The following is a 19,621-nucleotide window of genomic DNA, read 5'->3' on the forward strand; positions in this document are numbered from 1 at the left end:
GATTCAACTGACTCGGAGCTATACATGGCAACTGTAAACCAGTTGGTACGTAAGCCACGCGCGCCAAAAGTCGACAAGACTAATGTGCCTGCGTTGAATGCGTGCCCACAAAAGCGTGGTGTTTGTACACGTGTGTACACAACAACCCCTAAAAAACCTAACTCTGCACTACGTAAAGTAGCTCGTGTGCGTCTAACTAACGGTTTCGAAGTTACTTCGTACATCGGCGGTGAAGGCCACAACCTGCAGGAACACAGCGTGATTTTGATCCGTGGTGGTCGTGTTAAAGACTTACCTGGTGTTCGCTACCACACTGTTCGTGGCGCATTAGACTGTGCAGGCGTGACTTCACGTCGCCAAAGCCGTTCTAAGTACGGTGCTAAGCGTCCTAAGTCTTAACGTATCCGTTAAGTAAGGCCAAGCTAGTTTATTTTGAGAATTCCAGTTTTGGAAATCCCTGAAGCATACGGAGAATTGTTATGCCAAGACGTCGCGTTGTAGGACAACGTAAAATCCTACCAGATCCAAAGTTTCACAGTGAGTTGCTGGCTAAGTTCATCAACGTCATTATGCAGGACGGCAAAAAGTCGACTGCTGAAAAAATCATTTACAAGGCTCTTGATGTTATCGCTGAAAAGAAAGGCGCTAACCATTTAGACATCCTTGAAGCAGCCCTGGACAACGTTCGCCCATCAGTCGAAGTTAAATCTCGTCGCGTGGGTGGTTCTACATACCAGGTACCATGTGAAGTTCGTCCTGTGCGTCGTAACGCACTGGCGATGCGCTGGTTAGTTGAAGCTGCACGTAAGCGTGGTGAAAAATCTATGGCTTTACGTCTAGCAGGTGAAATGCTAGATGCGTCTGAAAACAAAGGTACTGCTGTTAAGAAGCGTGAAGACGTGCACCGCATGGCTGAAGCTAACAAGGCCTTTGCTCATTACCGTTGGTAATCTGATGGTGTGGGCTTAGGCCCACACCATTGTTGTTGATATTGCCAAGACTTAGGTTTTGGTGGAGAGGGTATAATCGTGGCTCGTACAACCCCAATTGAGCGTTATCGTAATATCGGTATTTGTGCTCATGTGGACGCAGGTAAAACCACCACAACAGAACGTGTTCTGTTCTATACCGGTTTGTCTCATAAAATCGGTGAGGTGCATGACGGCGCCGCGACCACTGACTGGATGGTGCAAGAGCAAGAGCGTGGTATTACTATCACCTCGGCTGCTGTCACTACTTTCTGGCGTGGTATGGATGCTCAATTCACTGAACACCGCATCAATATCATCGATACCCCTGGGCACGTTGACTTTACTATTGAAGTTGAACGTTCTTTGCGCGTTCTTGACGGCGCTGTTGTGGTTTTCTGTGGTGCTTCAGGTGTTGAACCTCAATCAGAAACCGTATGGCGTCAAGCTGACAAATACCGCGTTCCACGCATCGTATTTGTCAACAAGATGGACCGTGCAGGCGCGGACTTTGAACGTGTAGTGAAGCAAATCAGAACTCGCCTTGGAGCAACTTGTGTACCGATCCAATTAAATATCGGCGCAGAAGAAAACTTCACTGGCGTGATCGACTTAATCAAGATGAAAGCCATTAACTGGAACGAAGCGGACCAGGGGATGACGTTCTCTTATGAAGAGATCCCTGCACATTTAGCAGCTAAAGCGGCTGAAATGCATGAGTATCTGGTTGAAGCAGCCGCTGAAGCCTCTGATGAACTGATGGACAAGTATCTTGAAGAAGGTACCCTGTCAGAAGAAGAGATCAAAAAAGCACTGCGTCAACGTACTATAAATAATGAAATCGTTTTAGCGACCTGTGGTTCTGCATTTAAGAACAAAGGCGTTCAAGCGGTTCTTGATGCGGTAGTAGAATTCTTGCCAGCACCAGTCGATGTGCCACCGATTAAGGGCATCGATGACAATGAGCAAGAAGTTGAGCGCCCATCAGATGACAACGCCCCCTTTGCGGCGTTGGCATTTAAGATTGCTACAGACCCGTTCGTGGGTACTTTAACCTTTATTCGTGTGTACTCAGGCGTACTTGAATCAGGTTCTGGCGTTTACAACTCTGTTAAACAGAAACGTGAACGTATTGGCCGTATCGTGCAGATGCACGCTAACGACCGCACAGAACTGAAAGAAGTCCGTGCAGGTGATATTGCCGCGGCTATTGGTCTAAAAGACGTAACCACGGGTGATACACTTTGTGATAATGACCACAAAGTAATCTTGGAACGCATGGAGTTCCCAGAACCTGTAATTACCATTGCCGTTGAACCTAAGTCAAAAGCCGACCAGGACAAAATGGGTATCGCACTGCAAAAACTTGCAGCAGAGGATCCTTCATTCCGGGTTGAAACTGACGAAGAATCATCACAAACACTGATTTCTGGAATGGGTGAGTTACACTTAGACATTATCGTTGATCGTATGCGTCGCGAATTTGGTGTTGAGTGTAACGTAGGTAAGCCACAAGTGGCCTACCGTGAAACCATTCGTGGATCAGTTGAGGCTGAAGGTAAATTTGTACGCCAATCAGGTGGCCGTGGACAATTCGGTCATGTTTGGTTAAAACTAGAGCCTAATGAAGAAGGCGCTGGTTACGAATTTATCAACGCAATCGTTGGCGGTGTAGTTCCACGTGAATTCATCCCTGCGGTTGATAAAGGTATCCAAGAGCAGATGAAGAATGGCGTTCTCGCTGGCTTCCCTGTATTGGACGTGAAGGTCACTCTATTCGATGGTTCATATCATGATGTGGACTCGAATGAAATGGCGTTCAAAATTGCGGGTTCTATGGGCTTCAAAAAGGGTGCGCTTGAGGCGAAACCTGTGTTGCTCGAACCTTGCATGAAAGTAGAAGTAACTACTCCAGAAAACTATATGGGTGATGTTGTTGGTGATTTAAACCGTCGCCGTGGTTTGATTGAAGGTATGGATGATGGCTTTGGTGGCATCAAAATAGTCCATGCAGTAGTGCCTCTTTCTGAAATGTTTGGTTATGCAACTGATTTGCGTTCTGCAACTCAGGGTCGTGCTTCTTACTCCATGGAGTTCTTGAAGTACACTGATGCACCGCAAAACATTGCGAAAGCGATTATTGAATCTCGTAGCTAATTTCCAGTTACGACATAAATGTAATATGGTCCTGTCAATGCAGGACTATTCTGAAAAGAAAGGAATATATCGTGGCAAAAGCTAAATTTGAACGTAGTAAGCCTCACGTAAACGTGGGCACCATCGGTCACGTTGACCATGGTAAAACCACTCTGACTGCAGCTATCTCTCACGTACTGGCTAAGACCTACGGTGGTGAAGCTAAAGACTTCTCTCAAATCGATAACGCTCCAGAAGAGCGTGAGCGCGGTATTACCATCAATACCTCTCACATCGAGTATGACACCCCAACTCGCCACTACGCACACGTAGACTGCCCAGGCCACGCTGACTATGTTAAAAACATGATCACTGGTGCTGCACAGATGGACGGCGCGATCCTGGTAGTTGCTTCTACAGACGGTCCAATGCCACAAACACGTGAGCACATCCTGCTGTCTCGTCAGGTTGGCGTACCATTCATCATCGTATTCATGAACAAATGTGACATGGTTGACGATGCTGAGCTGTTAGAATTAGTGGAAATGGAAGTACGTGAACTGTTATCAGAATACGACTTCCCAGGTGATGACTTACCAGTAATCCAAGGTTCAGCTCTGAAAGCGCTAGAAGGCGAGCCAGAGTGGGAAGCGAAGATCCTTGAGCTGGCAGCAGCTTTAGACTCTTACATTCCAGAGCCAGAGCGTGATATCGATAAGCCATTCCTGATGCCAATCGAAGACGTATTCTCTATTTCTGGCCGTGGTACAGTAGTAACAGGTCGTGTAGAGCGTGGTATCGTTAAAGTGGGCGACGAAGTAGAAATCGTTGGTATCCGCACTACAACCAAGACAACTTGTACTGGTGTAGAAATGTTCCGTAAGCTGCTTGACGAAGGTCGTGCAGGTGAGAACTGTGGTATTTTATTACGTGGTACTAAGCGTGATGACGTAGAACGTGGTCAAGTATTATCTAAGCCAGGTTCAATCAACCCACACACTACTTTTGAATCAGAAGTTTACGTTCTGTCAAAAGAAGAAGGTGGTCGTCACACTCCATTCTTCAAAGGCTACCGTCCACAGTTCTACTTCCGTACAACTGACGTAACCGGTACTATTGAACTGCCAGAAGGCGTAGAGATGGTAATGCCTGGTGACAACATCAAGATGGTTGTTACGCTGATTTGCCCAATCGCGATGGACGAAGGTTTACGCTTCGCAATTCGTGAAGGTGGCCGTACAGTAGGCGCTGGTGTTGTAGCTAAGATCATTGCGTAATAGCAATTGTGATTAGAAAAAAGGAAGCTTAGGCTTCCTTTTTTATTTTGGGCTGGTGTTATTCTGAAATTTGTGTAAAATGCTCGCCACTCTGACGTTGAATAGTTTTTGATGACTATTTACACAGCGGGCTTGAAATCTGATTTCAGATGAGTATAATGGCCCCCTCGTTAACCTAGGTTAACGAATTAAATGACAAGTATTTGAACTTATCATTATCATAGCGGCTCCGATTGGGAGTCGAACGGTTAAATCATCTCGCTCTGCTTTTCCAGTAAGGAAGAAGCTAGAGGGTGATTTTTTATGTGTCCATTTTAGGAGCTCTGGTCAATGCAGAACCAAAGAATCCGTATCCGCTTAAAAGGGTTTGATCATCGCTTAATTGATCAGTCTACAGCGGAAATCGTTGAAACTGCTAAGCGTACTGGCGCCCAAGTACGTGGTCCTATTCCACTACCTACGCGCAAAGAGCGTTATACCGTTTTGATCTCTCCGCACGTTAATAAAGATGCTCGTGACCAGTACGAATTACGTACTCACAAGCGCCTGGTTGACATCGTAGAGCCAACTGAAAAGACTGTAGACGCTCTAATGCGTTTAGATCTTGCGGCTGGTGTCGACGTACAGATTAGCTTGGGTTAATTGAGATCCTTAGAAGAGGTTTGAGAGATGGCTATCGGTCTTATTGGTCGTAAAGTTGGTATGACTCGCATCTTCACTGAAGATGGTGTTTCTATACCTGTTACAGTAATTGAAGTTGCTGGCAACCGTGTTACTCAAGTGAAAACTTTAGAAACTGACGGCTACCGCGCACTTCAAGTTACTACTGGTACCAAAAAAGCCAATCGCATCACTAAACCAGAAGCAGGTCACTTTGCTAAGAGCGGCGTAGAAGCCGGTCGTGGACTGTGGGAACTGCGTCTGGCAGACGGTGAAGGCGAAGGCATTGAAGTTGGTGCTGAGCTAAACGTAGGTATCTTCGCTGATGTAGCGAAAGTTGACGTTACTGGTCAATCAAAAGGTAAAGGCTTCCAAGGCGGCGTTAAGCGTTGGAACTTCCGTACTCAAGATATGACGCACGGTAACTCTTTGTCGCACCGTTCGAACGGTTCTATCGGTCAGAACCAAACGCCTGGTCGCGTATTTAAAGGCAAGAAAATGTCAGGCCATATGGGTGCCGAGCGTGTTACTACTCAAAATCTAGACGTTGTACGTGTAGATGTTGAACGTAACCTGCTACTGGTTAAAGGTGCTGTTCCGGGCGCAACTAATGGCGACCTGATCATCAAGCCTGCAGTTAAAGCTTAAGGTCTGAGGAGATAGTAATGGAATTGGTATTGAAAGACGCGCAAAGCGCTCTTGAAGTTTCCGAAACTACCTTCGGCCGTGACTTTAACGAGGCACTGGTTCATCAGGTAGTTGTAGCATACGCTGCAAACGCGCGTCAGGGCACTCGTGCTCAAAAGACTCGTGCGGAAGTAACTGGCTCTGGCAAAAAGCCATGGCGCCAAAAAGGCACTGGCCGCGCTCGTGCGGGTGGTGTTAAGGGCCCAATCTGGCGTGGCGGTGGCGTAACTTTCGCTGCTAAAACTCAAGATCACAGCCAAAAAGTTAACAAGAAGATGTACCGCGGCGCGCTGAAAAGCATTCTGTCTGAACTGGTACGTCAAGACCGTCTGGTTGTTGTTGAATCATTCAGCGTTGAAGCTCCTAAAACTAAAGAGCTGAAAGCTAAACTGAAAGCAATGAACTTAGAAGACGTGTTAATTGTGACTTCAGAAGTTGACGAGAATTTATTCTTAGCAGCTCGCAACCTGTACAAGGTTGACGTTCGTGACGTTGCAGGTCTAGACCCAGTAAGTCTGATCGCGTTCAACACAGTGCTTGTGACTGCTGATGCAGTTAAGCAAATCGAGGAGATGCTAGCATGATGATCCGCGAAGAACGTTTGCTAAAAGTAATTCTGGCACCTCACATCTCTGAAAAGAGCACTGTGAATGCTGAGAAGCACAACACTGTTGTTTTCCGCGTAGCTATCGATGCAACTAAAGCTGAAATTAAAGCTGCTGTTGCTAAGCTATTTGAAGTTGAAGTCGAATCAGTTCGCACTTTAGTGAGCAAAGGCAAAACTAAACGTACTGGTGGCCGTACTGGCCGTCGTAGCGATTGGAAAAAAGCCTACGTGACTTTAGCTGCTGGTGCTGACATCGATTTCGTCGGCGGCGCTGAGTAAGCAAAGGAGAATTATCATGGCAGTTATTAAGTGTAAGCCAACCTCTCCAGGTCGTCGCCACGTTGTTAAAGTGGTGAACTCTGACCTGCACAAGGGTAAACCTTTTGCTGGCCTGTTGGCGAAAAAATCTAAAAGTGGTGGCCGTAACAACACTGGCCGTATCACTGTTCGTCACGTTGGTGGCGGTCACAAGCAGCACTACCGTTTAATCGACTTCAAACGCGATAAAGATGGTATCCCTGCAAAAATTGAGCGTCTGGAATACGATCCAAACCGTACTGCGCACATCGCTCTAGTACTGTATGCGGATGGTGAGCGTCGTTACATCCTTGCTGCTAAAGGCATGCAAGCTGGCGACAAGATCCAGTCTGGTGTTGAAGCCGAAATCAAAACCGGTAACGCAATGCCACTGCGCAATATTCCAGTAGGTTCTGTTGTGCACGCTGTAGAAATGAAGCCTGGTAAAGGTGCTCAGATCGCGCGTTCAGCGGGTGCTTATGTACAAGTTGTTGCTCGTGATGGCGCATATGCCACTTTACGTCTTCGCTCTGGCGAAATGCGCAAAGTGCCAGTTGATTGCCGCGCAACATTTGGTGAAGTTGGTAATGCCGAACACATGCTACGCCAGTTAGGTAAAGCAGGTGCTAAGCGCTGGAGAGGCGTTCGCCCAACAGTTCGCGGTGTTGCAATGAACCCGGTAGACCATCCACACGGTGGTGGTGAAGGCCGTACTTCTGGTGGTCGTCACCCAGTGACTCCATGGGGTGTGCCAACTAAGGGTTATAAGACTCGTAGTAACAAGCGCACTGACAAGTACATCGTACGTCGTCGTAATAAATAGTAAGAGGATTCGCCATGCCACGTTCTCTCAAGAAAGGTCCCTTCATTGACCTGCACTTGCTGAAGAAGGTAGAGAAAGCGATGGAAGCAGGTGACAAGAAGCCTATTAAGACTTGGTCACGTCGCTCTATGATCATTCCAAATATGATTGGTTTGACCATCGCTGTCCATAATGGTCGTCAGCACGTTCCTGTGTTCGTAACTGACGAAATGATCGGCCACAAACTTGGTGAATTCTCACCAACTCGCACTTATCGCGGCCATGCTGCTGATAAGAAAGCGAAGAAGCGTTAATACGGGAGGAATAAGATGGAAGTTTTAGCTAAACATCGTTTTGCCCGTACGTCTGCGCAGAAGGCTCGTCTCGTTGCTGATCAAATTCGCGGTTTGCCTGTTGCTAAGGCCCTCGAAATTTTGACTTTCAGCCCAAAGAAAGCCGCCGTACTGGTTAAAAAAGTACTTGACTCAGCTATCGCAAACGCCGAACACAACGAAGGCGCGGATATTGATGAGCTAAAAGTAGGCGCCGTCTTCGTTGACGAGGGTCCAACTATGAAGCGTATCATGCCACGTGCTAAAGGCCGCGCTGATCGTATCATGAAGCGTACCAGCCACATCACTGTGGTTGTATCAGATCGCTAGGAGAGAGCAATGGGACAGAAAGTACATCCTAATGGTATCCGTCTGGGTATCACCAAGCCTTGGATCTCTACCTGGTACGCAGATAAGTCAGATTATGCAAATAACCTGAACAGCGACTGGGAAGTGCGTAAGTATCTTGCAGACAAACTGCAAGCTGCGTCAGTATCTAAGATTGTTATTGAACGCCCAGCGAAAAGCATCCGCGTTACTATTCACACAGCCCGTCCAGGGGTTGTGATTGGTAAGAAAGGTGAAGACGTTGAAGTATTGCGTGCTGCCGTTTCAAAACTGGCTGGCACTCCTGCTCAAATTAACATCGCTGAGATCCGTAAACCTGAGCTAGATGCCAAGTTAGTTGCTGACTCAATTGCACAGCAATTAGAGCGTCGTGTTATGTTCCGTCGCGCGATGAAGCGTGCGGTACAAAACGCAATGCGTATTGGTGCTCAAGGTATCAAAGTTGAAGTTAGTGGCCGTTTAGGCGGTGCTGAGATTGCGCGCTCTGAGTGGTATCGCGAAGGTCGTGTACCTTTGCACACACTGCGTGCTGATATCGACTATTCAACCTCTGAAAGTCACACTCAATATGGTGTGATTGGTATTAAAGTTTGGATCTTCAAAGGTGAAGTTCTGGACGGAATGCTGCCACAGATTGAAGAGCCGAAACAGCAGCAACCTAAGCGCAAGCCTCGTGGTAAATAGGAGAGCCGGCAATGCTGCAACCTAAACGTATGAAGTTTCGCAAGATGTTCAAAGGCCGCAACCGCGGTCTAGCGAACGGTACCGAAGTTAGCTTTGGTACTTTTGGTCTGAAAGCAGTCGGCCGTGGTCGTTTAACTGCTCGTCAGATCGAATCTGCACGTCGTGCCATGACACGTCACATTAAGCGTCAGGGACAAATTTGGATTCGAGTTTTCCCGGACAAACCTATTACCTCTAAGCCTCTTGAAGTGCGTATGGGTAAAGGTAAAGGTAACGTTGAATACTGGGTATGTCAGATTCAACCTGGTAAGGTTCTTTATGAGATGAATGGTGTTTCTGAAGTGATCGCTCGTGAAGCGTTTGCTTTAGCTGCTGCCAAGCTTCCAATCAAGACTACCTTCGTAACTAAGACGGTGATGTAATGAAAGCGAGCGAACTAAGAGAAAAGAGCGTTGAAGAACTGAACGCTGAACTACTTGGTCTGCTGCGTGAGCAGTTCAACCTGCGTATGCAACACGCCACTGGTCAGTTGACTCAGACTCATCAACTGAAATTGGTGCGCCGTAATATTGCGCGCGTTAAGACCATTATTACTTCTAAGGCGGGTGCATAATGTCTGATAAAATCCGTACTTTGCAAGGTCGTGTCACTAGCAACAAAATGGATAAAACCATTACTGTCGCTATCGAACGCCAAGTGAAACACCCAATCTATGGGAAATACATTAAGCGTACGACTAAGATCCATGCACATGACGAAGCTAATCAGTGCAATGAAGGTGACGTAGTCGCGATTCGCGAATGTCGTCCTTTGTCTAAGACTAAGTCTTGGACCCTGGTTGAAGTAGTATCAAAGGCCTAATAATATTAGGCATTTAGGTAAACGGCTCCAGTATTTGGGGCCGTTTGTTTTTTAATACTATACATTCCATATTTATGGTGTTATATTTGCGCCCCATTTTTGACTAAATTCAAAGCAAAAATGGTGTTTATAGTCCCATAGTGGGAATTGTGTAGTAACGATAGCGGAGCACTTAAAATGATCCAAATGCAATCGACTCTTGACGTCGCATGTAACAGCGGCGCACGCAGAGTTCAGTGTATTAAGGTCTTGGGTGGCTCTCATCGTCGTTATGCCGGTATCGGCGACATTATCAAAGTTTCTGTTAAAGAAGCAATTCCTCGCGCTAAAGCGAAGAAAGGTGATGTGTATAACGCGGTGGTAGTCCGTACTAAGAAAGGCGTACGTCGTCCAGACGGTTCTGTCATTCGCTTCGATCGGAATGCAGCTGTTCTTTTGAACAACAACCTGCAGCCGATTGGTACTCGTATCTTTGGACCAGTGACACGTGAATTGCGTAATGAGCAATTTATGAAAATTGTCTCGCTGGCACCAGAAGTACTGTAAGGAGCTTCAAAATGGCAGCTAAAATCCGTCGTCAAGACGAAGTAATCGTATTAGCAGGTAAAGACAAGGGCAAGCGTGCTAAAGTTGCTCAAGTATTACCTACTGGTAAGTTAATTGTTGAAGGCATCAATCTTGTCAAAAAACACCAAAAGCCAAACCCACAACTGGGTGTAGCCGGTGGTATTGTTGAGAAAGAAGCACCGATTCAAGCATCAAATGTTGCGATCTTTAACCCTGTCACTGGCAAGGCGGATCGTGTTGGTTTCCGATTTGAAGACGGCAAAAAAGTTCGTTTCTTTAAATCGAACAGTGAACTCGTTAAGTAACTGGAGTAAACGATGGCGAAACTGCATGATAAATATCAAGAGACTGTTGTCGCTGAACTGACTCAAAAGTTCGGTTATACCAGTGTCATGCAAGTCCCTCGGATTGAGAAAATCACCCTGAACATGGGTGTTGGCGAAGCCGTTGCAGACAAAAAAGTTATGGAACATGCTGTCCGTGACATGACTGCAATTGCTGGTCAAAAACCAGTAGTAACTGTTGCTCGTAAATCAGTTGCTGGTTTTAAAATCCGTGAAGGCTACCCTATTGGCTGTAAAGTGACCCTGCGCGGTGAGCGTATGTGGGAATTCTTAGAGCGTTTAGTTGACATCGCAATCCCACGTATCCGTGACTTCCGTGGTCTGAGCGCTAAAGCGTTCGATGGCCGTGGTAACTACGCGATGGGCGTGCGTGAGCAGATCATTTTCCCAGAGATCGATTACGATAAAATCGATAAAATTCGCGGTATGGATATTGTTATCACTACCTCTGCGAAGACTGATGAAGAAGGTCGTGCTTTGTTAGACGCTTTTAACTTCCCATTCAAGAAATAAGGGTAGCGTAATGGCAAAAACATCAATGAAAGCACGTGAAGCAAAGCGTGCACAGCTCGTAGCTAAGTTCGCTGAAAAGCGTGCTGCTCTGAAAGTGATTATTGCAAGTCCAGCTTCTTCTGATGAAGATCGTTGGGATGCAGTATTAAAGCTGCAAGCTCTACCACGTGATTCCAGCGCATCGCGTCAACGCAATCGTTGTAATCAAACTGGTCGCCCACATGGTTTCCTACGTAAGTTCGGTTTAAGCCGTATCAAATTACGTGAAGCAACCATGCGTGGTGAAGTTCCTGGCCTGCGTAAGGCTAGCTGGTAAGCACTTGTCACGGAGTAAGCTAATATGAGCATGCAAGATCCTATTGCGGATATGTTAACCCGTATTCGTAACGGCCAAGCTGCTAACAAAGTATCTGTGAAGATGCCTTCTGCTAAGCTGAAAGTCGCTATTGCGAAACTGCTTAAAGAAGAAGGTTACATCGCGGATTACGCCGTAGCAGATGAAGCCAAGCCTGAATTGGAAATTACCTTAAAGTACTTCCAAGGCCAACCAGTCGTTGAGACTATCCAGCGTGTAAGCCGTCCAGGTCTTCGTATTTACAAAGGTAAAAACGAACTTCCTAAAGTGATGGGCGGACTGGGTGTCGCAATTGTGTCCACTTCTAAAGGCCTGATGACTGATCGTGCCGCCCGCCTTGCAGGCATGGGTGGCGAGGTTATCTGCTACGTAGCATAAGGAGCTAGGAATGTCTCGTGTAGCAAAAGCACCAGTATCTATTCCAGCTGGCGTAGAGGTGACCTTAAACGAACAGACCCTGACCGTCAAAGGCGCGAAAGGAAGTCTGACTCGAGTGATCAACAATGCGGTCAATGTTGTTATTGAAGGTGGCGTGATTAAATTCCTTCCTGTTGAGGGCGCAGTTGGCGCTTGGGCACAGGCTGGTACAACACGTGCGTTAGTAAACAACATGGTTGTTGGTGTATCTCAAGGTTTTGAGCGTAAATTAAAGTTAGTTGGCGTTGGTTACCGTGCGAAACTCGTCGGTGCTGACATTGACCTTACTTTAGGTTTCTCTCATCCGTTAGTACACAAACTGCCCGCAGGCGTTACTGCAGAGTGCCCTAGCCAAACTGACATCGTCCTACGTGGCGTTGATAAACAGTTAATTGGCCAAGTCGCTGCTGAGATTCGCGGATATCGTCCACCAGAGCCATACAAAGGCAAGGGTGTTCGCTATGACGACGAAGAAGTACGCCGTAAAGAGGCTAAGAAGAAGTAGGTAACGCGATATGGATAAGAAAACATCTCGCTTACGTCGCGCTATTCGCGCTCGTAAGAAGATCCAAGAGCTGGGCGTGAACCGTCTGGTTGTACATCGTACACCGCGTCACATTTATGCTCAGGTGATCAATCCTGAAGCTCAGGTGGTGGCAGCTGCTTCAACCGTGGAAAAAGCGGTTAAAGAGCAACTGAAGAGTACCGGTAACGTAGACGCGGCTAAGGCAGTAGGTAAATTTATTGCTGAGCGCGCGATCGAAAAAGGCGTAACAACAGTTGCGTTCGATCGTTCTGGTTTCAAGTATCACGGTCGTGTAGCTGCTCTAGCAGATGCTGCTCGTGAAGCTGGCCTCCAGTTCTAAGGGGTTATAAAAATGGCTAAATTAGAAGCTCAGCAAAAAGACGATCTGCAAGAGAAATTAATTGCAGTTAATCGTGTTTCTAAAGTAGTTAAGGGCGGTCGTATCTTTAGCTTCACAGCACTGACAGTAGTGGGTGATGGTAATGGTAAGGTCGGCTATGGCTATGGTAAAGCGCGCGAAGTTCCAGCAGCAATTCAAAAAGCTATGGAAAAAGCCCGTCGTAACATGGTGACCGTTGAGTTGAATGCAGGTACTCTGCATCACCCAGTTAAAGGTCGTCATACTGGTTCACGTGTATACATGCAACCAGCATCACAGGGTACCGGTATTATCGCCGGTGGCGCAATGCGTGCCGTATTGGAAGTTGCAGGCGTTCATAACGTTCTGTCTAAAGCATACGGTTCTACTAACCCGATCAACATCGTTCGCGCGACTGTAGATGCTCTGGTGCACATGAAGTCACCATCGCAAATCGCAGCTAAGCGTGGCCTGAATGTTGACGAAATTCGGGGGTAATGCACCATGGCAACTAAAACTGTAAAAGTTACTCAGACTAAAAGTGCTATCGGTCGTTTACCAAAGCACCGTGCGACCTTAACAGGTCTTGGTCTGCGTCGCATTGGTCACACTGTTGAATTAGAAGATACTCCTTCAGTTCGCGGTATGATCAACAAGGTCTACTACATGGTTAAGGTGGAGGATTAATAGATGCGTTTAAATACTCTATCTCCAGCTGCAGGCGCTAAGCATGCACCAAAGCGTGTAGGCCGTGGTATGGGCTCAGGTTTAGGTAAAACTGCAGGTCGTGGTCACAAAGGCCAAAAATCTCGTAGCGGTGGCGGTGTACGCCCAGGCTTCGAGGGTGGTCAAATGCCACTTAAGATCCGTTTACCTAAATTTGGTTTTACCTCGCGTCGCGCTATGGTAACAGCTGAAGTTCGTGTACTCGAACTGGCTAAAGTTAACGGTGATGTTATCGACTTAAACGCTCTGAAAGATGCGAACGTTATTACTCGCAACATCCAGTTTGCGAAAATCGTTCTTTCAGGTACCATTGAGCGCCCAGTGACTGTAAAAGGTCTGAAGGTAACCAAAGGTGCACGTGCAGCAATTGAAGCTGCTGGCGGTAAGATCGAGGAATAATACGTCGATGGCAAAACCAGGACTTGATTTAAAAAGCGCGAAAGGTGGACTTTCAGAGTTGAAGGCTCGCCTCCTGTTCGTGATTGGTGCGATTATCGTCTTTAGGGCCGGTTCGTTTGTACCAATTCCTGGTATTGACGCAGCTGTATTAGCAGAGCTGTTTGCTCAGCAAAAAGGGACCATCCTAGGCATGTTTAACATGTTCTCGGGTGGTGCTCTTTCCCGTGCTTCTATCTTTGCATTAGGTATTATGCCGTACATTTCGGCATCGATTATCATGCAGTTATTGACTGTTGTGCATCCTGCACTCGCTGAATTGAAAAAAGAAGGCGAGTCTGGACGTAAAAAAATCAGTCAGTACACACGATGGGGTACGTTGGTGCTGGGTACATTCCAGTCGATCGGTATTGCAACAGGGTTACCAAACTTAGTCCCAGGCCTAGTGGTCAATATTGGATTCGGTTTCTACTTTGTAGCGGTTGTGAGCTTAGTGACAGGGACTATGTTCCTGATGTGGCTAGGTGAGCAAATTACCGAACGAGGTATAGGTAACGGTATCTCGATTTTAATTTTCGCAGGTATTGTTGCTGGATTACCTTCCGCTATCGGCCAAACGGCTGAGCAGGCGCGTCAAGGTGACCTGAATGTGTTAGTGTTGTTGTTGCTCGCGGTAATTATTTTTGCTGTGACTTATTTCGTGGTGTTTGTAGAGCGTGGTCAACGTCGTATCGTCGTTAACTATGCTAAGCGTCAGCAAGGCCGTAAGGTATTCGCTGCGCAATCTACTCACTTGCCACTGAAAATAAACATGGCGGGTGTAATTCCTCCAATTTTTGCGTCAAGCATTATTTTGTTCCCAGGCACACTGGCTCAGTGGTTTGGTCAAAATGAGTCTATGTCATGGTTAAGTGATTTTTCATTGGCCGTGTCACCTGGACAACCGCTTTACTCATTATTGTATGCAGCAGCGATTATCTTCTTCTGTTTCTTCTATACAGCGTTGGTATTTAATCCACGTGAAACAGCAGACAACCTGAAGAAGAGTGGTGCATTCATCCCTGGGATCCGTCCTGGAGAACAGACTTCGCGTTACATTGATAAAGTAATGACTCGCCTAACATTAGCTGGCGCGTTATACATTACCTTTATCTGTTTAATTCCGGAGTTCATGCTAATTGCGTGGAAAGTACAGTTCTATTTTGGCGGTACTTCACTACTAATTATGGTAGTCGTAATCATGGACTTCATGGCTCAGGTTCAGACCCATATGATGTCACATCAGTATGAGTCTGTGATGAAGAAAGCTAACCTAGTTAACAAAGCGAATTTAGATCGTTTTGGTCGCTAAGTAAGCTTTACGGAGTGATGAAATGAAAGTTCGAGCTTCCGTGAAGAAGATCTGCCGTAACTGCAAGATCGTCAAGCGTAGTGGCGTTGTGCGCGTTATCTGTGTTGAACCAAAACACAAACAGCGTCAAGGCTAAAAGTGAAATTGTTCAGCCCACTGTTGGGCTGAACAAATATTGTTTGCAAATCTGTCAACTGTCGAGTATCCTTTCGGGCTTTTCGCAGTTGGCCTTTAACTTAAGGAGTGCATAGTGGCCCGTATCGCTGGCATTAACATTCCTGATCAAAAGCATACAGTCATCGCATTGACTGCAATTTTCGGCATCGGCCGTACTCGCGCTAGAGCAATCTGCGCAGCTACGTCAATTGCTGAAACTGCTAAGATCAAGGAATTGAGCGAAGCTCAAATCGACACCCTACGCGAAGAAGTTGCCAAATACTTAGTAGAAGGTGACTTACGTCGTGAGATTTCTATGAACATCAAGCGTCTTATGGATCTTGGTTGTTATCGTGGTCTCCGCCATCGTCGTAGCCTGCCTCTTCGTGGGCAACGTACTAAGACCAATGCGCGTACGCGTAAAGGTCCACGTAAACCAATCAAGAAGTAACGGGAAGGTAGACAATGGCTAAAGTTCCGTCACGTTCTCCGCGTAAGCGCGTACGTAAACAGGTTGCAGATGGCATGGCTCATATCCATGCTTCTTTCAACAACACAATTGTCACCATTACAGATCGTCAAGGTAATGCGTTGTCATGGGCTACTTCAGGTGGTTCAGGTTTCCGTGGTTCACGTAAATCTACGCCATTTGCTGCACAGGTAGCTGCTGAGCGTGCAGGCGCTGCTGCTCAAGACTACGGTTTAAAAAACCTTGAAGTGTTTGTGAAGGGTCCAGGTCCAGGTCGTGAATCAGCCATTCGTGCGCTGAACGCTGTTGGTTACAAAATTACCAACATTACCGATGTGACGCCGATCCCTCATAATGGTTGTCGTCCTCCTAAAAAGCGTCGTGTATAACGCGTTTCATTAGGATAGTTGGAGAAAGATCATGGCAAGATACTTGGGTCCCAAGCTCAAGCTCAGCCGCCGAGAAGGTACTGACCTTTTCTTAAAAAGCGGTGTGAGAGCAATCGATTCTAAGTGTAAACTGGAATCTGCACCAGGACAGCATGGCGCTCGTAAGCCACGTCTGTCAGAGTACGGTTTACAGTTACGCGAAAAACAAAAAGTTCGTCGTATTTACGGTGTGTTAGAAAAGCAATTCCGTAACTACTATAAAGAGGCTGCACGTCTGAAAGGCAACACCGGTGAAAACCTGTTGCAACTTTTAGAAACTCGTTTAGATAACGTTGTTTATCGTATGGGTTTCGGTGCGACTCGTGCAGAATCACGTCAGCTAGTAAGCCATAAATCTGTTATGGTTAACGGTCGTGTTGTTAACATTCCGTCATTCAAAGTGTCTGCGAATGATGTTGTAAGCATCCGTGAAAAGTCACGCACTCAAGCTCGTATCAAAGCGGCTTTAGAAGTGGCTGGTCAACGCGAGAAGCCTACATGGGTTGAAGTCGACAGCGCGAAAATGGAAGGTGCTTTCAAGCGTATTCCAGAACGTAGCGATTTGTCTGCGGAAATTAACGAACAGCTGATCGTCGAGCTTTACTCTAAGTAAGGCTAACAAACAAGAGAGGACACAATGCAGGGTTCTGTTACAGAATTTCTTAAACCGCGTCTCGTTGATATCGAGCAGGTTAACTCAACACGTGCCAAGGTTACTTTGGAACCGCTTGAGCGTGGTTTCGGCCACACTTTAGGTAACGCGTTGCGTCGCATCCTATTGTCGTCTATGCCCGGCTGCGCGGTTACCGAAGTCGAGATTGACGGCGTACTGCACGAATACAGCAGTAAGGAAGGCGTACAAGAAGATATCCTTGAAATCTTGCTTAATCTGAAAGGATTAGCAGTGACTATCGAGGGTAAAGACGAGGCTATGCTTACATTAAGCAAGTCCGGCGCAGGCCCTGTCATCGCAGCAGATATCACGCATGATGGTGATGTCACTATCGTGAATCCTGATCATGTTATCTGTCATTTGACAGGTAACAATGATATCAGCATGCGTATTCGCGTTGAGCGTGGTCGTGGTTATGTGCCAGCATCTGCTCGTGCACAGACAGAAGACGATGATCGCCCAATCGGCCGCTTGCTGGTTGATGCTTCTTTCTCGCCAGTCGCACGTATTGCCTACAATGTAGAAGCAGCTCGTGTTGAACAGCGTACTGACTTGGATAAACTCGTTATCGATATGACCACTAATGGTACTATTGATCCTGAGGAAGCTATCCGTCGTTCTGCAACCATCTTAGCTGAACAGCTGGATGCGTTTGTTGAGCTGCGTGACGTGACTGAGCCAGAAATGAAGGAAGAGAAGCCGGAGTTCGATCCGATTCTGTTGCGTCCTGTCGACGATTTAGAGCTAACTGTACGTTCGGCTAACTGTTTGAAAGCCGAAGCGATTCATTACATCGGAGATCTGGTACAGCGTACTGAAGTTGAGCTGCTGAAAACCCCTAACTTAGGTAAGAAATCTCTTACTGAAATTAAGGACGTTTTAGCTTCTCGCGGACTGTCGTTAGGTATGCGTCTGGAAAACTGGCCTCCAGCTAGTTTAGCAGACGACCTATAAGTCTCAGGTTTGTACAGATTTAGGTTATAAGGATTAGGTCATGCGCCATCGTAAGAGTGGTCGTCAACTTAACCGCAACAGCAGCCACCGCCAAGCTATGTTCCGTAACATGGCAAGCTCACTGGTTCGTCATGAGATCATCAAGACAACCGTAGCTAAAGCGAAAGAACTGCGTCGCGTAGTTGAGCCTCTGATAACACTTGCTAAGAGTGACAGCGTTGCAAACCGTCGTTTAGCGTTTGCACGTACTCGCGACGCTGAAGTCGTAGGTAAGTTATTCACTGAATTGGGTCCACGTTACCAGGAACGTCCTGGTGGCTACACCCGTATCCTTAAGTGCGGTTTACGTGCTGGTGATAAAGCCCCAATGGCTTACATCGAGCTAGTAGGTCGTCCAGAAGCTGCTCAAGCTGTTGATGTTGAAGCTGCTGAGTAATTAAGGTTACAAATTTAAAAGCCGGGCTCTAAGCCCGGCTTTTTATTTCAGCTCGTTTTAACTTACTCGACCCAAGTCGTTTGTTTCTCGATTTCTTTAGGCAATGTTAAGTGCCATTTACTTAACCCTTTACGGCTAAACATAAATTGTCCTAGGTCATCTGTTACTGGGAATATGTTTTCCGGTTTCTCACCTGCGAGGATCCTTGAGGCCATTTTGGCTGCGATCTTGCCGTGTTGGTAACCATCGAGAACATAGCCGCCGATATTGCCGTTGTTGTATACGCTAAATCCCCAAAAACCAAAATTGGGTACTGGCGTGTTAGCTGAAACCCATCCTAATAATTCTTCAGCATCAACCGACTGATCTTTGTCATCCCTCACTGCATGATAAAGTGCAACGACTATCGCACTAAAGCCATTGTCTTTAGCTGCAATGACTTGCTTTTGCCATTCACTAAGTTGATTTAGTTGTAATATTTCAACTTCCACATCGCTCAACATGCTCAGTTGCTGCTTACTGATATATTCCGCTGCAAGTCTAGACGTATCACTTTGATCGAACAGAACTAAGATTTTTCGGTGCTTTGATATTGGTAATATTCGTTGCAGTAATAGCAGAGAGCGTCTGAGTAGAGGTCTTTCAAGCACACCCGTAAAACGCTTATATTCATTTAAGTGATATTCTCTTGGGTTCATATTAATGCCAAGGTATACCACTGGAATTTGGCTTGAGTTTAACCGTTGGTGTAGATAATTAACGGCATTATCATCTGCTAGGATCACTAACTGTGGTTTTTGTTGTTGAATAAATTGCCATGCTAGTTCTGCCCGTTTTGCATGAAGATTTTTAGGTAGCCGTTTTGTGTCCATTTCAAAGTGATTTACCTCATTGAGAGGTGTCAATGTATCGAGTATGGCTTGATAATACTGCTTATCCCACGTGTAACCTTGGTGATAGCTCTCGATGACAACCACCTTGGCCGCATATGCCATTGGTATGAAACATGCCAGCATTAAGGTAAAAATCTGTCGCCATCTTTTAATTAATAACTTAATTAAATTCATGGAGAGATACCTAGTGCTGAAGAATCCCCTGATGATTTACAAATAAATCATCAAATTAGGGTGGAAGCGCATCTTGTTGCATGATCAAATGGTTTCGCCAAAAACTACACTTGGACAACAAGATGCGCGAAGCCAATATCCTACAACATTCTTTACACCAATACTGCCCAGAACTTCACCTAAAACGATTAAACAGCTTGATGCTGGCCTCTAAGGCACTGATTGA

33 protein-coding genes are annotated in these 19,621 nt (G+C 46.3%); 32 read left to right on the forward strand and 1 reads right to left on the reverse strand.

All coding sequences use genetic code 11. The features are described 5' to 3' along the window. Nucleotides 1-24 precede the first annotated feature (24 nt). The 32 genes from rpsL (at nt 25) to rplQ (ending at nt 18,328) form a co-directional block, all read left to right on the forward strand. Entirely contained in the window at nt 25-399 is a 375-nt protein-coding gene (gene rpsL, locus AEA42_RS09075) for a 30S ribosomal protein S12 (protein WP_011070612.1), read from the forward strand. An 80-nt stretch (nt 400-479) separates the two neighbouring features. Beyond that, nucleotides 480-950 (forward strand): 30S ribosomal protein S7, encoded by a 471-nt coding sequence (gene rpsG, locus AEA42_RS09080; protein WP_011070613.1) that lies wholly within the window; start codon nt 480-482, stop codon nt 948-950. A gap of 78 nt (nt 951-1,028) precedes the next feature. After that, nucleotides 1,029-3,125, forward strand: a complete 2,097-nt coding sequence (gene fusA / locus AEA42_RS09085) for an elongation factor G (protein ID WP_037418387.1) — start codon at nt 1,029-1,031, stop codon at nt 3,123-3,125. 71 nt (nt 3,126-3,196) lie between these two features. After that, nucleotides 3,197-4,381 carry an elongation factor Tu gene (gene tuf, locus AEA42_RS09090; protein WP_055647561.1) on the forward strand — a complete coding sequence of 395 codons (1,185 nt, stop codon included), beginning with the start codon at nt 3,197-3,199 and terminating at the stop codon, nt 4,379-4,381. Between the two features lie 330 nt (nt 4,382-4,711). Next, the gene (rpsJ, locus tag AEA42_RS09095; protein WP_011070616.1) at nt 4,712-5,023 is read left to right on the forward strand and encodes a 30S ribosomal protein S10; all 312 of its coding nucleotides are present in this window, start codon (nt 4,712-4,714) and stop codon (nt 5,021-5,023) included. A gap of 27 nt (nt 5,024-5,050) precedes the next feature. Next, complete coding sequence (rplC, locus tag AEA42_RS09100; protein ID WP_011070617.1) at nt 5,051-5,689, forward strand: 50S ribosomal protein L3; 639 nt, start codon at nt 5,051-5,053, stop codon at nt 5,687-5,689. A 17-nt stretch (nt 5,690-5,706) separates the two neighbouring features. After that, entirely contained in the window at nt 5,707-6,312 is a 606-nt protein-coding gene (gene rplD, locus AEA42_RS09105; protein ID WP_011070618.1) for a 50S ribosomal protein L4, read from the forward strand. After that, nucleotides 6,312-6,614, forward strand: a complete 303-nt coding sequence (gene rplW, locus AEA42_RS09110; RefSeq protein ID WP_037421480.1) for a 50S ribosomal protein L23 — start codon at nt 6,312-6,314, stop codon at nt 6,612-6,614. Before rplD ends, rplW begins: the two co-directional genes overlap by 1 nt. A 16-nt stretch (nt 6,615-6,630) precedes the next feature. Then, nucleotides 6,631-7,455, forward strand: a complete 825-nt coding sequence (gene rplB, locus AEA42_RS09115; protein ID WP_011621028.1) for a 50S ribosomal protein L2 — start codon at nt 6,631-6,633, stop codon at nt 7,453-7,455. A gap of 14 nt (nt 7,456-7,469) precedes the next feature. Next, nucleotides 7,470-7,748 carry a 30S ribosomal protein S19 gene (gene rpsS / locus AEA42_RS09120; protein WP_006083596.1) on the forward strand — a complete coding sequence of 93 codons (279 nt, stop codon included), beginning with the start codon at nt 7,470-7,472 and terminating at the stop codon, nt 7,746-7,748. Nucleotides 7,749-7,763: 15 nt separating this feature from the next. Next, nucleotides 7,764-8,096, forward strand: coding sequence for a 50S ribosomal protein L22 (gene rplV / locus AEA42_RS09125; protein WP_006083595.1), 333 nt, complete (start codon nt 7,764-7,766; stop codon nt 8,094-8,096). A 9-nt stretch (nt 8,097-8,105) separates the two neighbouring features. Continuing rightward, entirely contained in the window at nt 8,106-8,798 is a 693-nt protein-coding gene (gene rpsC / locus AEA42_RS09130; protein WP_011070621.1) for a 30S ribosomal protein S3, read from the forward strand. An 11-nt stretch (nt 8,799-8,809) separates the two neighbouring features. After that, nucleotides 8,810-9,220 (forward strand): 50S ribosomal protein L16, encoded by a 411-nt coding sequence (rplP, locus tag AEA42_RS09135; protein WP_006083593.1) that lies wholly within the window; start codon nt 8,810-8,812, stop codon nt 9,218-9,220. Then, a complete protein-coding gene (gene rpmC, locus AEA42_RS09140; protein ID WP_007644429.1) occupies nt 9,220-9,411 on the forward strand; it encodes a 50S ribosomal protein L29 in 192 nt (63 codons plus the stop codon). The genes rplP and rpmC overlap by 1 nt, the downstream gene beginning before the upstream one ends. Beyond that, on the forward strand, nt 9,411-9,659 hold the full coding sequence (gene rpsQ / locus AEA42_RS09145) for a 30S ribosomal protein S17 (RefSeq protein WP_011070622.1): 249 nt from the start codon (nt 9,411-9,413) through the stop codon (nt 9,657-9,659). Before rpmC ends, rpsQ begins: the two co-directional genes overlap by 1 nt. A gap of 177 nt (nt 9,660-9,836) precedes the next feature. Continuing rightward, a complete protein-coding gene (rplN, locus tag AEA42_RS09150; RefSeq protein WP_006083590.1) occupies nt 9,837-10,205 on the forward strand; it encodes a 50S ribosomal protein L14 in 369 nt (122 codons plus the stop codon). A gap of 11 nt (nt 10,206-10,216) precedes the next feature. Then, nucleotides 10,217-10,531, forward strand: coding sequence for a 50S ribosomal protein L24 (gene rplX, locus AEA42_RS09155; protein WP_011070623.1), 315 nt, complete (start codon nt 10,217-10,219; stop codon nt 10,529-10,531). A 12-nt stretch (nt 10,532-10,543) separates the two neighbouring features. Further along, the gene (gene rplE / locus AEA42_RS09160; RefSeq protein WP_011070624.1) at nt 10,544-11,083 is read left to right on the forward strand and encodes a 50S ribosomal protein L5; all 540 of its coding nucleotides are present in this window, start codon (nt 10,544-10,546) and stop codon (nt 11,081-11,083) included. A gap of 10 nt (nt 11,084-11,093) precedes the next feature. Continuing rightward, nucleotides 11,094-11,399 carry a 30S ribosomal protein S14 gene (gene rpsN / locus AEA42_RS09165; protein ID WP_011070625.1) on the forward strand — a complete coding sequence of 102 codons (306 nt, stop codon included), beginning with the start codon at nt 11,094-11,096 and terminating at the stop codon, nt 11,397-11,399. Nucleotides 11,400-11,423: 24 nt separating this feature from the next. Further along, a complete protein-coding gene (gene rpsH / locus AEA42_RS09170) occupies nt 11,424-11,816 on the forward strand; it encodes a 30S ribosomal protein S8 (RefSeq protein WP_007644434.1) in 393 nt (130 codons plus the stop codon). Between the two features lie 10 nt (nt 11,817-11,826). Continuing rightward, nucleotides 11,827-12,360, forward strand: coding sequence for a 50S ribosomal protein L6 (gene rplF, locus AEA42_RS09175; protein ID WP_037421473.1), 534 nt, complete (start codon nt 11,827-11,829; stop codon nt 12,358-12,360). Nucleotides 12,361-12,370: 10 nt separating this feature from the next. Then, entirely contained in the window at nt 12,371-12,721 is a 351-nt protein-coding gene (rplR, locus tag AEA42_RS09180; RefSeq protein WP_011715467.1) for a 50S ribosomal protein L18, read from the forward strand. Nucleotides 12,722-12,733: 12 nt separating this feature from the next. After that, complete coding sequence (gene rpsE / locus AEA42_RS09185) at nt 12,734-13,237, forward strand: 30S ribosomal protein S5 (RefSeq protein ID WP_007644438.1); 504 nt, start codon at nt 12,734-12,736, stop codon at nt 13,235-13,237. A gap of 6 nt (nt 13,238-13,243) precedes the next feature. Further along, nucleotides 13,244-13,426, forward strand: a complete 183-nt coding sequence (gene rpmD / locus AEA42_RS09190; protein WP_007644440.1) for a 50S ribosomal protein L30 — start codon at nt 13,244-13,246, stop codon at nt 13,424-13,426. Nucleotides 13,427-13,429: 3 nt separating this feature from the next. Next, nucleotides 13,430-13,864: a 50S ribosomal protein L15 gene (gene rplO, locus AEA42_RS09195; RefSeq protein WP_011070628.1), complete on the forward strand. Its 435-nt coding sequence runs from the start codon at nt 13,430-13,432 to the stop codon at nt 13,862-13,864. Between the two features lie 7 nt (nt 13,865-13,871). Next, nucleotides 13,872-15,212, forward strand: a complete 1,341-nt coding sequence (secY, locus tag AEA42_RS09200; protein ID WP_011621032.1) for a preprotein translocase subunit SecY — start codon at nt 13,872-13,874, stop codon at nt 15,210-15,212. A gap of 22 nt (nt 15,213-15,234) precedes the next feature. Then, complete coding sequence (gene rpmJ, locus AEA42_RS21790) at nt 15,235-15,348, forward strand: 50S ribosomal protein L36 (protein ID WP_006083579.1); 114 nt, start codon at nt 15,235-15,237, stop codon at nt 15,346-15,348. Between the two features lie 114 nt (nt 15,349-15,462). Beyond that, nucleotides 15,463-15,819, forward strand: coding sequence for a 30S ribosomal protein S13 (gene rpsM, locus AEA42_RS09205; protein ID WP_011070630.1), 357 nt, complete (start codon nt 15,463-15,465; stop codon nt 15,817-15,819). 14 nt (nt 15,820-15,833) lie between these two features. Then, nucleotides 15,834-16,226 carry a 30S ribosomal protein S11 gene (gene rpsK, locus AEA42_RS09210; protein WP_006083577.1) on the forward strand — a complete coding sequence of 131 codons (393 nt, stop codon included), beginning with the start codon at nt 15,834-15,836 and terminating at the stop codon, nt 16,224-16,226. A 31-nt stretch (nt 16,227-16,257) separates the two neighbouring features. Continuing rightward, nucleotides 16,258-16,878: a 30S ribosomal protein S4 gene (gene rpsD, locus AEA42_RS09215; RefSeq protein ID WP_037421477.1), complete on the forward strand. Its 621-nt coding sequence runs from the start codon at nt 16,258-16,260 to the stop codon at nt 16,876-16,878. A 24-nt stretch (nt 16,879-16,902) separates the two neighbouring features. Continuing rightward, complete coding sequence (rpoA, locus tag AEA42_RS09220; RefSeq protein WP_011070632.1) at nt 16,903-17,892, forward strand: DNA-directed RNA polymerase subunit alpha; 990 nt, start codon at nt 16,903-16,905, stop codon at nt 17,890-17,892. A 40-nt stretch (nt 17,893-17,932) separates the two neighbouring features. Continuing rightward, complete coding sequence (gene rplQ / locus AEA42_RS09225) at nt 17,933-18,328, forward strand: 50S ribosomal protein L17 (protein ID WP_007644470.1); 396 nt, start codon at nt 17,933-17,935, stop codon at nt 18,326-18,328. Between the two features lie 62 nt (nt 18,329-18,390). On the opposite strand, the gene AEA42_RS09230 is transcribed toward rplQ, so the two are convergent. Continuing rightward, on the reverse strand, nt 18,391-19,395 hold the full coding sequence (locus AEA42_RS09230; RefSeq protein WP_050991392.1) for an ABC transporter substrate binding protein: 1,005 nt from the start codon (nt 19,393-19,395) through the stop codon (nt 18,391-18,393). Nucleotides 19,396-19,621 lie beyond the last annotated feature (226 nt).

Origin of the sequence: Shewanella sp. Sh95, from assembly GCF_001308045.1 — a bacterium.
Lineage (GTDB): Bacteria > Pseudomonadota > Gammaproteobacteria > Enterobacterales > Shewanellaceae > Shewanella > Shewanella xiamenensis.

Coding starts and splice junctions, on each gene's coding strand:
- rpsL (WP_011070612.1), top strand. CDS start 25: ATGGCAACTGTAAACCAGTTGGTACGTAAGCCACGCGCGCCAAAAGTC.
- rpsG (WP_011070613.1), top strand. CDS start 480: ATGCCAAGACGTCGCGTTGTAGGACAACGTAAAATCCTACCAGATCCA.
- rpsJ (WP_011070616.1), top strand. CDS start 4,712: ATGCAGAACCAAAGAATCCGTATCCGCTTAAAAGGGTTTGATCATCGC.
- rplC (WP_011070617.1), top strand. CDS start 5,051: ATGGCTATCGGTCTTATTGGTCGTAAAGTTGGTATGACTCGCATCTTC.
- rplD (WP_011070618.1), top strand. CDS start 5,707: ATGGAATTGGTATTGAAAGACGCGCAAAGCGCTCTTGAAGTTTCCGAA.
- rplW (WP_037421480.1), top strand. CDS start 6,312: ATGATCCGCGAAGAACGTTTGCTAAAAGTAATTCTGGCACCTCACATC.
- rplB (WP_011621028.1), top strand. CDS start 6,631: ATGGCAGTTATTAAGTGTAAGCCAACCTCTCCAGGTCGTCGCCACGTT.
- rpsS (WP_006083596.1), top strand. CDS start 7,470: ATGCCACGTTCTCTCAAGAAAGGTCCCTTCATTGACCTGCACTTGCTG.
- rplV (WP_006083595.1), top strand. CDS start 7,764: ATGGAAGTTTTAGCTAAACATCGTTTTGCCCGTACGTCTGCGCAGAAG.
- rpsC (WP_011070621.1), top strand. CDS start 8,106: ATGGGACAGAAAGTACATCCTAATGGTATCCGTCTGGGTATCACCAAG.
- rplP (WP_006083593.1), top strand. CDS start 8,810: ATGCTGCAACCTAAACGTATGAAGTTTCGCAAGATGTTCAAAGGCCGC.
- rpmC (WP_007644429.1), top strand. CDS start 9,220: ATGAAAGCGAGCGAACTAAGAGAAAAGAGCGTTGAAGAACTGAACGCT.
- rpsQ (WP_011070622.1), top strand. CDS start 9,411: ATGTCTGATAAAATCCGTACTTTGCAAGGTCGTGTCACTAGCAACAAA.
- rplN (WP_006083590.1), top strand. CDS start 9,837: ATGATCCAAATGCAATCGACTCTTGACGTCGCATGTAACAGCGGCGCA.
- rplX (WP_011070623.1), top strand. CDS start 10,217: ATGGCAGCTAAAATCCGTCGTCAAGACGAAGTAATCGTATTAGCAGGT.
- rplE (WP_011070624.1), top strand. CDS start 10,544: ATGGCGAAACTGCATGATAAATATCAAGAGACTGTTGTCGCTGAACTG.
- rpsN (WP_011070625.1), top strand. CDS start 11,094: ATGGCAAAAACATCAATGAAAGCACGTGAAGCAAAGCGTGCACAGCTC.
- rpsH (WP_007644434.1), top strand. CDS start 11,424: ATGAGCATGCAAGATCCTATTGCGGATATGTTAACCCGTATTCGTAAC.
- rplF (WP_037421473.1), top strand. CDS start 11,827: ATGTCTCGTGTAGCAAAAGCACCAGTATCTATTCCAGCTGGCGTAGAG.
- rplR (WP_011715467.1), top strand. CDS start 12,371: ATGGATAAGAAAACATCTCGCTTACGTCGCGCTATTCGCGCTCGTAAG.
- rpsE (WP_007644438.1), top strand. CDS start 12,734: ATGGCTAAATTAGAAGCTCAGCAAAAAGACGATCTGCAAGAGAAATTA.
- rpmD (WP_007644440.1), top strand. CDS start 13,244: ATGGCAACTAAAACTGTAAAAGTTACTCAGACTAAAAGTGCTATCGGT.
- rplO (WP_011070628.1), top strand. CDS start 13,430: ATGCGTTTAAATACTCTATCTCCAGCTGCAGGCGCTAAGCATGCACCA.
- secY (WP_011621032.1), top strand. CDS start 13,872: ATGGCAAAACCAGGACTTGATTTAAAAAGCGCGAAAGGTGGACTTTCA.
- rpmJ (WP_006083579.1), top strand. CDS start 15,235: ATGAAAGTTCGAGCTTCCGTGAAGAAGATCTGCCGTAACTGCAAGATC.
- rpsK (WP_006083577.1), top strand. CDS start 15,834: ATGGCTAAAGTTCCGTCACGTTCTCCGCGTAAGCGCGTACGTAAACAG.
- rpsD (WP_037421477.1), top strand. CDS start 16,258: ATGGCAAGATACTTGGGTCCCAAGCTCAAGCTCAGCCGCCGAGAAGGT.
- rpoA (WP_011070632.1), top strand. CDS start 16,903: ATGCAGGGTTCTGTTACAGAATTTCTTAAACCGCGTCTCGTTGATATC.
- rplQ (WP_007644470.1), top strand. CDS start 17,933: ATGCGCCATCGTAAGAGTGGTCGTCAACTTAACCGCAACAGCAGCCAC.
- AEA42_RS09230 (WP_050991392.1), bottom strand. CDS start 19,395: ATGAATTTAATTAAGTTATTAATTAAAAGATGGCGACAGATTTTTACC.